Annotated in this window: 12 protein-coding genes; 1 reads left to right on the top strand and 11 read right to left on the bottom strand. The window is 51.3% G+C overall.

Going from position 1 to position 12484, the window contains the following annotated elements; translation table 11 throughout:
- Positions 1–226 precede the first annotated feature (226 nt).
- Entirely contained in the window at positions 227–448 is a 222-nt protein-coding gene (locus tag CMQ96_RS10185; protein ID WP_098066748.1) for a cold shock domain-containing protein, read from the bottom strand.
- A gap of 666 nt (positions 449–1114) precedes the next feature.
- Between CMQ96_RS10185 and cspA the strand changes: the two genes are divergently transcribed.
- Positions 1115–1327: an RNA chaperone/antiterminator CspA gene (gene cspA / locus CMQ96_RS10175; protein WP_098066746.1), complete on the top strand. Its 213-nt coding sequence runs from the start codon at positions 1115–1117 to the stop codon at positions 1325–1327.
- Positions 1328–1464: 137 nt separating this feature from the next.
- Here the strand turns inward: cspA and CMQ96_RS10170 are convergent, their stop codons facing one another.
- The 10 genes from CMQ96_RS10170 to CMQ96_RS10125 form a co-directional block, all read right to left on the bottom strand.
- Positions 1465–2898, bottom strand: coding sequence for an anion permease (locus CMQ96_RS10170; protein ID WP_098066744.1), 1434 nt, complete (start codon positions 2896–2898; stop codon positions 1465–1467).
- A 108-nt stretch (positions 2899–3006) separates the two neighbouring features.
- On the bottom strand, positions 3007–5607 hold the full coding sequence (gene acnB, locus CMQ96_RS10165; RefSeq protein WP_098066742.1) for a bifunctional aconitate hydratase 2/2-methylisocitrate dehydratase: 2601 nt from the start codon (positions 5605–5607) through the stop codon (positions 3007–3009).
- Between the two features lie 68 nt (positions 5608–5675).
- Entirely contained in the window at positions 5676–6242 is a 567-nt protein-coding gene (locus CMQ96_RS10160) for an alpha/beta hydrolase (RefSeq protein ID WP_024359619.1), read from the bottom strand.
- Positions 6243–6274: 32 nt separating this feature from the next.
- Positions 6275–7147: a triphosphoribosyl-dephospho-CoA synthase CitG gene (gene citG / locus CMQ96_RS10155; protein ID WP_098066740.1), complete on the bottom strand. Its 873-nt coding sequence runs from the start codon at positions 7145–7147 to the stop codon at positions 6275–6277.
- A complete protein-coding gene (citX, locus tag CMQ96_RS10150) occupies positions 7122–7670 on the bottom strand; it encodes a citrate lyase holo-[acyl-carrier protein] synthase (protein ID WP_098066738.1) in 549 nt (182 codons plus the stop codon). The genes citG and citX overlap by 26 nt, the downstream gene beginning before the upstream one ends.
- Entirely contained in the window at positions 7667–9187 is a 1521-nt protein-coding gene (gene citF / locus CMQ96_RS10145; RefSeq protein ID WP_024359622.1) for a citrate lyase subunit alpha, read from the bottom strand. The genes citX and citF overlap by 4 nt, the downstream gene beginning before the upstream one ends.
- A 33-nt stretch (positions 9188–9220) precedes the next feature.
- Positions 9221–10096: a citrate (pro-3S)-lyase subunit beta gene (citE, locus tag CMQ96_RS10140; RefSeq protein ID WP_024359623.1), complete on the bottom strand. Its 876-nt coding sequence runs from the start codon at positions 10094–10096 to the stop codon at positions 9221–9223.
- Positions 10096–10386 carry a citrate lyase acyl carrier protein gene (citD, locus tag CMQ96_RS10135; RefSeq protein ID WP_098066736.1) on the bottom strand — a complete coding sequence of 97 codons (291 nt, stop codon included), beginning with the start codon at positions 10384–10386 and terminating at the stop codon, positions 10096–10098. The genes citE and citD overlap by 1 nt, the downstream gene beginning before the upstream one ends.
- Positions 10387–10410: 24 nt before the next feature.
- Positions 10411–11484, bottom strand: coding sequence for a [citrate (pro-3S)-lyase] ligase (gene citC / locus CMQ96_RS10130; RefSeq protein WP_098066734.1), 1074 nt, complete (start codon positions 11482–11484; stop codon positions 10411–10413).
- A 63-nt stretch (positions 11485–11547) separates the two neighbouring features.
- Complete coding sequence (locus tag CMQ96_RS10125; RefSeq protein WP_098066732.1) at positions 11548–12411, bottom strand: fumarylacetoacetate hydrolase family protein; 864 nt, start codon at positions 12409–12411, stop codon at positions 11548–11550.
- Between the last annotated feature and the right edge of the window lie 73 nt (positions 12412–12484).

Here is a 12484-nt window from a genome sequence, read left to right as displayed (position 1 = left end):
CCCTGTCATCGGATTTAAATACTGACTAAAAACAGGTGAATTGTACTCGCTTCCAGAATCCGTTGAACGCATTTCTGCCGCATCGCCGGTTAAGAAAAACCGTACGCGACGCGACGATCGTTGTGCTCAGGGACAGGGCATGGAATAAGGGAGGAATAATCCAGGACAGGCCGTCGCGATATCGCCAGCACGGCTTTCGCTATCGCGGCCGTAACGCTATAAATCGTTATTTATCGCACAGGGTGACATGGGTGGCAGCAGGGCTCTTGTCATCTCTATGGAGTATGGCATATTCAACTTTCTGGCCTTCAAACAGGGTATTAAAATTATCACCACGAAGCGCCGAGCAATGGACCGAGATATCTTTACTGCCATCGAGAGGTGAAATGAAACCAAATCCTTTCGACTCATTATACCACTTGACCAGACCTTTAATTCTTGAGGACATACTGACTCCAGTTGCACATCAGGTAATTGACAGAAAACGTGTCGGATTAAACGTATGGACTCAAAAGAAAGGGGGTATCAGCGATAGCGCCTGGTAATGAGAACGGGCCGGTAAAATTTTTAAGCTCATGCGTTTTTTCGGATTAATAATTTCATTAATGCATAAATACCATTAATAAGCAAATGAAATTTTAGCCGTCCAGATGCCCCGCTGGGGATAAAATAATGAGAAATGGCCTTAAATTTATTGCGCTGCGACTCATGATATAGCTTCACCGCCGCGTGAGCCTGTTCGGAAAAATAAAAGAACATCCCTCCAGATTTATCCACGTCACCATAGCCAAAACCTTGGCTAACCCAATGAAATAATGGATTTTATTATCATTAAACCATCAACAAGGCGCTGGCGAATCACTCCCCCCTCTTTCCGTATTACTCTCCGTCCCGGCAATATCAATTGAAATAAGTCTTGCTATCCGCGGTGAAGTATGTGACTAATGATTGGTCGGTTAAGTACACAGACATAATAAAGCGGTTTAGTAAAGCAGTCCTCATCTCAAGTGTTATCCGTTGATAATTCTTCCTTTTGAGTCTCCTTATCGTTATTAATTAGATTCTGTGCGAAACCTTTTTCGCCGTAAGGCTCAGATATGTTGAGGTATTATCAATGTTTAATAAAATGACTGGTTTAGTAAAATGGTTTAATGAGTCGAAAGGCTTTGGTTTCATCACCCCGGACAACGGTAGCAAAGATGTGTTTGTACATTTTTCTGCTATCCAGAGCGGCGGTTTTAAGACCCTGAACGAAGGCCAGAAAGTCGAATTCACCATTGAAGATGGCCAGAAAGGCCCTTCAGCGGGTAACGTCTACGCCATCTAAGCTGCGCTTTATTCACTGGCGGTAGATTTCAGCTTCGCTGCTGATGATGGACTCACGCCAGTTCAAAAACCCTGACATCATGTCGGGTTTTTTTCGTTATATCACGAGCCGCCAGGTAATAAAAAACAAGGCTGGCCTCAGAGTATTCCGTGCTGAATCAAAAAGCCCCACCACGGAATGCCGACAACCATATGCAGCAGAAACGTTAATAAAGCGATTATGGTCCCGGTTAACCACCAGGATTTAATATCGTTATAACCGGCGGCAAAGATAATCGGCCCGGCGGCACCGCCATAGTGCGTGATACAGCCCCCGTAAGAGTTAGAAAACAGGATCGCAAGCGCCAGCAGCGCAGGCGCCGTACCGGTAACCAGTCCGACGGTAGCGAAGACGGGAACCATAGCCGCGACGTATGCACCGCCGGAGGCGAATAAATAGCGCACGATGATGCTTAAAAAAACAATAATCACAATGGTCGTGTTACCGGCGCCGAGGAAATCCAGATGCGCGGACATAAAGGCGGCAAGCCATTTAAAAAATCCCTCTTTGCTTAAGGTCGCACTCAGTCCAATAATGCCGCCGTACCAGATTAACGTATTCCAGCCGCCCTTATTTTGCAGCACATCATTCCAGCAAATAACATTCGCGAGCAAAGCGCCAGCCATGGCAATCACCGCAACGGAGGATTCATTCAGCCCCAGATAATGAGAAAATATCCAGCCTGAGAGCGCGGAGATAAAGACCACGATCAGCCCTTTCTCTTTCGAACTGATGGGTCCCAGGTCATTCAGGCCCGCAGTGGCTATTTTTACATTGTCTATTTTTTTTAATTGCGGGCGCACTATTTTGTAGGTGATATAAGGAATGACGGCTAACATCAATAGCCCAAGCGGTACCCCCGCCAGAGCCCATCCTACCCAGCTTATGCGGATATGAAAAATATCGGAAATTAACTGTAACGCTAAAGCATTTCCGGCAAACGCGGTCAAAAACATATAGCTGGTGGTTTTAGTCACCATATAGATATTCACCATCAGATAACGTCCGGCCTGACGCGGACTCTCTTTTGGCGTTGAACCTAACACCAGGGCAATGCTATTGATAATCGGGAATACGACGCCGCCGGCGCGTGCGGTGTTAGAAGGCGTCGCCGGTGACAGCATTAAATCCAACAGCGCCGTGACGTACCCTAGCCGTAGAGTTGTCCCACCAAATTTTAAAATAAACCAGTACGCCAGACGTTTCCCCAACCCGGTAGTGACAAAAGCGGCGCTCAAAGTAAACGCGCTAAATACCAACCATGTCGTTCCCGAGGAAAAACCGCTCAGTACATCCATTGACTTGACGGGGGAGTCATCAAATCTTACCACCGTTAAGCATGACAAGCCTACCGCCGACATCATAATCACGGGCTCAGGATAAGGCTTACTCACCAGCCCTATAATGGACGCCAGGTAGATGCCGGCCAGTATCCAGGCTTCTTTCGTTAATCCCTCGGGGGGTGGAATGATGATTGCTAATATAATAATAAAAATAAGCACCGCTATTTTTATTAGCTTTGACTTCAACATGCTGCACCTCGGCTACAATCCGTGTCGTTAAAAGCAGAAGCCTCTTTCTTCTGAAGCTTCTGCTGAATAAGTGAGCTATTCACCGTTATTGCTTAATGCAGTAAAGAATTAGCCAGCGAATGTTTTAATAATATTTTTTTCATCATTCGTTGACTGATACTCTGGCAACCGATCGAAGTTCAGGTAACGATAAATATCGTCCCTTGTTGCTTTGATTTTATCCATGTGCCAGAAATATTGTTCAACGGTCGGCATTTTCCCTATCATCGCCGTCACGGCGCTCAGCTCTGCCGACGCTAAAAAAACGTTCGCATCGGTGCCCAGACGATTCGGAAAGTTACGAGTCGATGTCGAAATAACGGAACTGCCCTGACGTACCCGCGCCTGATTCCCCATACACAGCGAACAGCCGGCGGGTTCGATTCTGGCACCCGTTTTTATAAACTGATTAAAGTAGCCTTCACTGGCAAGCTGACGCGCATCCATTTTCGTCGGCGGAGCCAGCCACAGCCGTACGGGTATCTCGCGGGCATCGGCAATAATTTTACCGGCGGCGCGGAAATGGCCAATATTCGTCATGCAGGAGCCAATAAAGACTTCATCTATCGGCGTACGCGCGACTTCCGACAGCAGCCGGGCGTCATCCGGATCGTTAGGCGCGCAGACGATAGGTTCGGTAATTTCCGTGAGATCGATCTCAATCACCGCGGCATATTCGGCGTTCTCATCGGCCACTAGCAGCGACGGATTCGCCAGCCACGCCTCAATTTCCGCAATTCGCCGCGCCAGCGTGTCGGCATTTTCATAGCCCTGATTAATCATCCAGCGTAGCAATGTGGCATTGGAGCGCAGGTATTCCGCCACGTTATCTTCTTCCAGACGCAGCACGCACGCCGCTGCGGAGCGTTCGGCCGAGGCGTCGGCCAGTTCAAAGGCCTGCTCCGCTTTCAGCATCCCGAGCCCTTCGATTTCCAGGATACGACCGGAGAAGATATTGATCTTATTTTTTTTCTCCACCGTCAGTAATCCCTGCTTACGGGCATAGAGCGGAATGGCGTGAACCAGATCGCGCAGGGTTATCCCCGGCTGCATCTCTCCCGTAAAACGGACCAGTACGGACTCCGGCATATCCAGCGGCATAATACCCGTTGCCGCAGCAAAGGCCACCAGCCCGGAGCCCCCGGGGAAAGAGATGCCAAGCGGGAAACGGGTGTGCGAATCCGCCCCGGTCCCTACAGTATCAGGAATTAGCATACGGTTAAGCCAGGAGTGGATAATGCCATCACCCGGCTTCAGCGCCACGCCGTTCCGGCGGCTGATAAATTCAGGCAGCGTTTCATGCAGCTTCACATCAACCGGCTTGGGATAGGCCGAGGTATGGCAGAAAGACTGCATAACCAAATCAGCGGAAAAACTCAGGCAGGCCAGATCGGTAAGCTCATCGCGCGTCATTCCTCCGGTGGTATCCTGCGAACCGACGGTGGTGACTCGCGGCTCGCAGTACTGTCCTGGTCGGATCCCGGCAACGCCGCAGGCTCTCCCCACTATTTTCTGCGCCAGCGTAAAGCCGGCGGCGGAGGGTGCCGGCGCTTTCGGCCGGCGGAAAACGTCGGAGGGCGCAAGGTTCAGTGATTGCCGCGCTCTGGCCGTCAGGCTGCGGCCAATAATCAGCGGAATGCGCCCTCCGGCGCGCACTTCATCCAGCAGAACGTCCGTTTTCAGGGAAAATGAGGTAACAGGACGCTGGCTGTTGGTTTCGCAAATCTCCCCGCGATACGGATAGAGATCAATCAGCATTCCCGTGGATAGCGCGGAAACATCCATTTCAAGGGGCAGCGCGCCGGAATCTTCCAGGGTATTAAAAAAGATGGGCGCAATATTGCCGCCAAAAACAAAGCCGCCGCTTCGTTTATTCGGCACCCATGGAATATCGTTGCCAAGGTGCCATAAAATAGAGTTAGTAGCCGATTTTCGCGAAGAGCCGGTGCCGACGACATCGCCGACGTAGACCAGCGGATAGCCCTCTTTCTTTAACTGCTCTAGCTGTCGTATCGGCCCGCGGCTTCCCGGTTCATCCGGGCTGACGCCGTCGCGCGGATGACACAACATGGACAAGGCATGCAGAGGAATATCCGGACGTGACCATGCCTCGGGCGCAGGGGACAAATCATCAGTATTGGTTTCCCCCGTCACTTTAAATACTTTCAGCGTGATCTTCTCCGGCAGCGCCGGGCGACGTAAAAACCATTCGGCGTCGGCCCATGACTGAATCACTTTTTGCGCCCAGGCATTTCCTTGTTTCGCCTTTTCTTCCACATCCTTAAATTTTTCAAAAATAAGCAGCGTGGCGCTTAATTGTTCCGCTGCGCTGCTGGCCCAGCGGGGATCGTCCAGTAAGTGAATGAGCGGTTGAACATTATAACCGCCCTGCATGGTGCCCAGCAGTTCAATAGCCTGCTGAGGCGCAATAATACTCGCCGGGTTTTCTTCTTTGATCTGCTGATAAAGAAAATCGGCTTTAATCTTCGCCGCCGGATCGACGCCCGGCGGCACGCGATGCGCTAACAGTTGTACAAGGGCATGTTTATCATCGCAGGTCTTGCTGGTCAGTAATGTAATTAATTCTTGCGTTTGCTCAGCGGTTAACGGCTTCGGTGGAATATTTTTTTCAGCACGTTCGTCCACATGCTTATTATAAGCTTCTAACATATGCTCTCCGTTTCAGATGTTATTTATCTGAAGGTTGTTTATGTAATAGCGATATTCGGTTGGTAAAATTAAGTTTTAATAAATTGCGGTAAGCCTTCACAAAATTCTGCTAACTGCTCCAGACCATAATTCCACTCCCCGAATCCGGACTCAGCATTAATATGCCCGGCGTCACCCAGATCGATTAACCGCCCTCCCCAGCATTGCGCCCAGTACTGCGCTCGCTTAAAGGTCATTAACGGATCGTTTCGGCTGGCAAACAGGAGGCTGGGCACCCGCAGCATCTCGGGAATTACCGCCTCGTCCAGTTCGAAGAGCGATGGCTCCGCAGGCGCAACCATGACGATACCCGCGATGTTCACCTTTTGCGTCTGAATGAGGCGACATGCGGCGAGCGCCCCAAAGCTGTGGCCGACCAGCACGGCCGGCCGCTGACAGATAGCCAGCTCCCGACGGATAGCGGATACCCAGGCATCGATATCCGGCTCCAGCCAGTTCCGCTGGCTTATCCGCTTCCAAAAAGGAAAACGACGACTCCAACAGCTTTGCCAGTGATGCTCATCGCTGTCTCGCAGGCCCGGTACCAGAATAATCGTCAACTTCTCGCTGAGCTGTTCCAGACGTTGGGTAGTCATAAAGCCTTCCTCTCCACGTTCAGTACCGCCCGTCAGGCCGGGTAATGGGAAAGTACCCAGCCAACGGCAAGGAGATCCGCGCTGCCGCCAGGGCTAATATTTCTGTCAATCAACGCCTTATCCATGTGTCTCAGCGCTTTTCTGAGCTTTTCACCCGCCAGGTGTTCTATCTTCAGAACGCGTTGCGCATAGCGCTGCACATACTGCAGGCCACTCAGCCCGCCCCGGGACACCACATTGGTATCGGGGTTGAAGGCCATCAGGGCCAGCAGCATCCTGAGCAGCGCATCCTGCTCAGATAACCCCTCCCGCCGCGCTTTCTGCCACTGCGGCAGCCCGAACTGCCTGACGGTATAAAAGCCGTTCTCAGCCTCACCCCGCGCGCCGCTAAGCCCAAAGCGCTGAAAAATATGCTCGCCTTTGGTTTTGGCGAGGCCCTTTCTTTTCAGTTCCTGGCTAACCAGGCCCGCGCACATCGCGCGGGTTTCCTCGCACAGATTGCGCTGGCTAAGCATCTGGTTGCGCTTAACAAGGCGCCCAGCGGCGGCGCACAGCAGGCCGAGGGAAAAAATGCCGCCTTTGTGGGTGTTGACTCCCCCCGTGGCGTTAAACATCGCCTGTTCGCAGGCCAGTCCTGTGGGCCTTATCGCCAATAGCGTCTGCGGGGCAGGCAAATCCGCCGTCGCCTTTCCCTGCGCAAAAAAGCGCGGAAACCAGGGCGAGACGGCGCGAATACTGGACATAAACAGCGCAATGTTCATATCACGATGCGCACCATTGTTCTCGCCATCAACCAGCCCGGGCTTTGGCGTTAATCTCACTTCCCGATACATCGCCTCGGCAGCCAGCCAGGCGATGCTTTCCCGTTGCTCAGCCCGTTCAACGTTCACCGCGAAAGTAGTCATAGGCTAAATCCTCAATCACTTGCGCAAGTTCATTCTGAGAATGGCGGCGCATACGGGAACAGACGTGGGCAGCCTCATTGCAAATGAAGCATTTGCGCATCGGCTGTCGGATCGCGCTGCGCTTAATTAATCCGGATGTGGGACAAAAAACATCGATATCCCACAGACGCCCGAGAGGATGATGATCTTCAAGATGCGCCGTCACGTGCTTGATCATCCAGGCTGGCGCCGCTACGGACCAGAACGCTTCGGGCCCGGTAGGCTGAAAACGAACGTCGTGTCTGGAAACGCCCCAGCGATGTTTCAGCAACAGCTGGCTCAACGCGTCCGTCGCCTCCGCCATAACCTGCCGGGCAAGCGGCGTATCTTTTACCTCTCCGGGCCAGACAAGCGTGGTGGATACCATCGGTTGTTCGAAGCGGCGCAGCCACGCCTGTTGTACACTCGCGCGCGCTTCTCTGGCTCTGAGGACCTCCTCAAGGGTGAGAGTGGCGCAGGAAGCGTTTGTCGTTTCGTCGATCATTCTTTCACCTGCCTTACAACGTCAATGACGCTGCCATCGCGATAACGCACGACGCCGACAATGCGCGAGGTAAACTCAATAGGTTTCGGTTCGCCAGAAATCACCAGCGATGTCTGATAAAGCGCCTCGATATCAACAACCGGCAAACCGGCCGCCGTCAGCCTCTCTTTGACTTCCGGGCGGGCAGGATTCACGGCAATGCCGTGGTCGGTGACGAGCACGTCAATGCTCTCTCCCGGCGTTACGCGGGTCGTGACGCGCCTGACGACGGTGGGAATGCGGCTGCGGATCAGGGGCGCGACCACGATAGTTAAATTTGCCGCCGCAGCGACATCGCAATGTCCGCCCGATGCGCCGCGCATCACACCGTCGGAGCCGGTCAGAACGTTGACGTTAAAATCCGTATCAATTTCCAGCGCGCTTAAGATGACGATATCCACGCGGTCGCAGCAGGCGGCTTTCGCCGCCGGGTTGGCGTAAACGCTGGTCGAAATTTCAACGTGGTGCGGATTTTTCGCCAGCGACTCTCCCGCCGCGCCATCAAAACTTTGTGTATCCAGCAGCTTAGTAATCAGCCCCTTTTCATGCAGATCGACAATGCTGCCGGTAATGCCGCCTAAGGCAAAGCTGGCGACGATATTGTGTTTCCTCATGCGGGATTCCAGGAATCGCGTACAGGCGGTGGACGCCGCGCCCGATCCCGTTTGCAGGGAAAAGCCATCGCGAAAATAACCGGAATGCTCAATGACGTCCGCAGCAGACCGCGCGATCATCAGCTCTCGCGGATTGCTGGTCACGCGCGCGGCGCCAACGCTGATTTTCGCCGGGTCGCCTACGCTGTCGATTTTGACAATATAATCAACCTGATCCTGAATAATGCTGGCCGGCATGTACGGAAACGGTTCAATGCTTTCCGTCAGCAAAACCACCTTTCGGGCATATTTTGCATCGACCATCGCGTAGCCAAGTGAGCCGCACCGGGATTTACCGCCGCTGCCGCTGGCATTGCCATATTCGTCGCAGCAGGAGACCGCCAGGAACGCGACATCAATATTAATTTCACCCTTTTCAATCAGATTGACCCTGCCGCCGTGCGAGTGGATCTGTACCGGCTCCTCCATCAGGCCGTGTGAAATCGCATCCGCTAATTCACCGCGCATCCCGGAGGTATAGATTTTGCTAATAACGCCTTGTTTAATATGCTCGATCAGCGGCGTGTTGCAGGTCATCAGGGAACTTGACGCCAGCGTCAACCCTCGCAGGCCTTTTTCCGCCAGCCTGGCCATAACGTAGTTAATTACTTTATCACCCTCGCGGAAGGCGTGATGAAATGAAACGGTCATCCCATCGCGTAAATCGCAGCGCGATAAAACTTCATCCAGCGTGTCGAAAAGTTTGCGCTGATATTTTTGCCGGGTATCCGCAAGATAGGGCGTATGGGTATTTGCGCCGGAAAATACCTCATACTGATGCTGGGCGCCGGATATATTATGAAGGGCTTCGGTTAATTGATTCATAGTTAAATCCTGTTGCTGGTGACTGAATGGAGATTATTGACGGATGCCGGAGGCATTTTTACGTTCAATAACCACCCGGGCATGGTTGATGATCGGCGCGTCAATCATTTTGCCGTTCAGTGAAATCACCCCAAGTCCGCTACGCTCCCCTTCTTCGGCCGCGGCAATTACACGCTCGGCGTAATCAACCTCTTCCTGAGTGGGGGCATAGGCATTATGTAAGATCTCAATCTGCCGTGGATTAATAAGCGACTTACCGTTAAAGCCCATACGCTTAATCAAATCCACTTCTTTCAAAAAGCCGGCTTCGTCATTAATATCGGCATAGACCACGTCAAACGCATCAATGCCTGCCCCACGGGCCGCATGTAATACCGCGCAGCGCGCGTAAAACAACTCCGTACCGTCGCCGCGTTCCGTTTGCATATCCATGACGTAATCAAACGCCGCCAGCGCAATCCCCATCAGACGTTGAGATGCCCTGGCGATAGCGACGGCATTAATGACGCCCACCGCCGATTCAATCGCCGCCATGAGCTGCGTAGAGCCCACCGGACGGCCGCAGCTCTCTTCAATACGCACAATTTCACGCTCAAGCTGATAAATATCTTCCGGCGTATCGGTTTTGGGTAAACGGATAACATCGACGCCGGCGCGCACCGCCGCTTCGAGGTCTTTTAAGCCAAACGGCGTATTCAGCGGGTTAATCCTGACAACGGTTTCAATATCTTTATACATAGGATGCTGTAACGCATGGAACACCAGCAGCCGCGCGCTGTCTTTCTCTTTCAACGAGACCGCATCTTCCAGGTCAAACATGATTGAATCGGGTTTATAAATAAAGGCGGTTGAAAGCATAGCGGCGCTTGAACCCGGTAAAAAAAGCATGCTGCGACGTAATTTTTTCATCATAATTTTTCCCACGCAATTTCGTTGCTGGCCGTTCCCCGTAAAATCGCCGCCTGCATTCTGGCGCGGATAACACAGTCCAGCGCACCCTTATCCTCCACAATAATCTGGCCCTGCGTAACGTTTAATATGGAAAGTGTTTCATTGACCACTGCCGTAATCTGTTCACCAAATTGTTTGTGCACTTCACTGTTGATAGTTATATCGAGCCCATCATCGTAGGGGCTGACTTTGACAACCAGGTCGCTGGATTCGAGCGTCCCGGCGATTGCCGCATGTAATATTTTCATATAAATATCCTGAACAATTATTTATTAAGCATCGACCATATCCAAATCGGGCTGCTTTGATTGATTCGTTGATAACCATTTATATAAATAAGGCATCGTAGTTGCAGGCACCATACATTTAACGGTGTGCATATCTTCGTGATTTAACAATTTCCTGACCGCAGAGGCGGAGATGGGAAGATTATTCATATCGGTCATCCGCTGAATCTCATTCACCTTGATACTGGCGGCAGGTATTGTCATCTCATCCTCCAGCCAGTGATGCATTGCGTCATTATATTGCGCGGTCACCTTACAGAAGGGTTCAGTACCAACAAAGCGCTGATTAATATTTAAAGCCGGTGCAATGTAACGGCGGAACATAAGCAAATCTATTGCGGCATACACCTCGTTAATAATTTGTTTTTCTTTGAGAAAGTAACCGGGGAATGTTCCTCGAGAAATAATATATTTTGAGCCAGGATGGACCGTAATATTAGGCAAATGCCGTGACCCCTCCTGAACCATGGCAAACCGTTGCCGAAAGGAAAACGTGGACAGATCTTCCTCAACGACAAAGACATGCAGCCAGTCGCAAGCTTTTGCAGCCTGCTCAATCAGATACTGGTGCCCTAACGTAAAGGGATTTGCATTCATCACAATCCCGCCGATATTTCCGGCCGTCACCAAATGCTGGCCCCGCAGTTGGCGGCAGTAGCGATGGATGCCAACCGGCGAATTCTCCATCAGCGTCGCCCTGTTATCAAGGGTGACCAAAGGATAAAATCCGCATCCCTGGAACGACCGAACATTATCCGGACACGTCAGGAGAAAAAGCTGATGTTCGCCGTTCTGAACAGCCAGCAGCTCCGCTTCATGAATGATTTTCAGGCCTAACGCCGTCCCGCGCCACTCTCTGGCAACCGCAATGCATTTTAACGTATTCCCCGCAAGCCCGGCGCAGGCAACCAGCTGCCGCTGGCAGCGCGCGACAACAAATTGCTCAATGTCGCCGTCGATACCTAATCCATTGTTCTTCAGAAAGAGAATAATTTCTTCTCTGAAGGTACCGTTGCTAGTTTCCACTCTCTCGAATTCTAGCGTTTGGTCGGTGTACATCTTGTTTCTCCTGCCCATACCTTAATGGGCGTCAAAAAATAATCTTGCCCGAGCCCGCGGAGACTACGACATCTGCATTTCGTGCTGCGGTTTTGATTCGACAATCGTATTCATGAGATGGCCAATATTTTCAATAACCACCTCGACCCGATCGCCTTGATGCATAAAGAGAGGGGGGGTTCTTTTTTTACCGACGCCGCCTGGGGAGCCGGTAATAATGACATCGCCGGCGCTGAGCGCAGTAAAAGTACTGATATAGCTAATCAGATCGGCGACTTTATGGATCATATTGCTCGTCGAATCATTCTGAACCATGATGCCGTTCAAATAGGTTTGAATAGACAAGCGGTGGGGGTCAGGTATTTCATCAACGGTTGTCAGGCAGGGACCAAATGCGCCGGTCTGCCGCCAGTTTTTCCCGGCGGTAAACCAGGCATGCTGCCAGTCGCGCACCGAACCATCCATATAGCAGCTATAGCCGGCAACATGGCTCAGGGCAGCGTCGATATCGATATTCATACCCGGTTTGCCTATAATAACGGCTAGCTCGCCTTCATAATCAAATTCATTAGATAGCGCGGGTTTTAATATCGGCGTTGCATGACCGGTTTGCGAGTCAGGGAAACGAACGAAAAGGGTCGGCGCATCGTTCGTTTCAGAAAACTCTTTTCTTTTTTCCGCATAGTTCATACCGACGCAGAAAATTTTCCCAGGGCTTTCAATAACTGGTAAAAAAGTAATATCAGCCATCATAATATCGACCGGATAATTAACATATTGCCCGGCTATCTCAATGGCGCCCCACTGCAGTAAGTCCTTCAGCGTACGATATTGATGACCAATTTTGCTACCCAGGTCAATAATGCCTGTATCCGTCAAAATTCCATAACTCTTACGACCATGATGAACATAGCTTGCTAATTTCATGATGACACCTTACTAACATTGAATTTCTTTCCTCACGCCATTAGACATGACGTGAGTAATTTACTTCGCTACG

Origin of the sequence: Klebsiella sp. MBT K-1, from assembly GCF_002556465.1 — a bacterium.
GTDB lineage: Bacteria > Pseudomonadota > Gammaproteobacteria > Enterobacterales > Enterobacteriaceae > Klebsiella > Klebsiella grimontii.
Note: the sequence above shows the minus strand (reverse complement) of the source record. Positions and strands in the feature narration are given on the sequence as shown.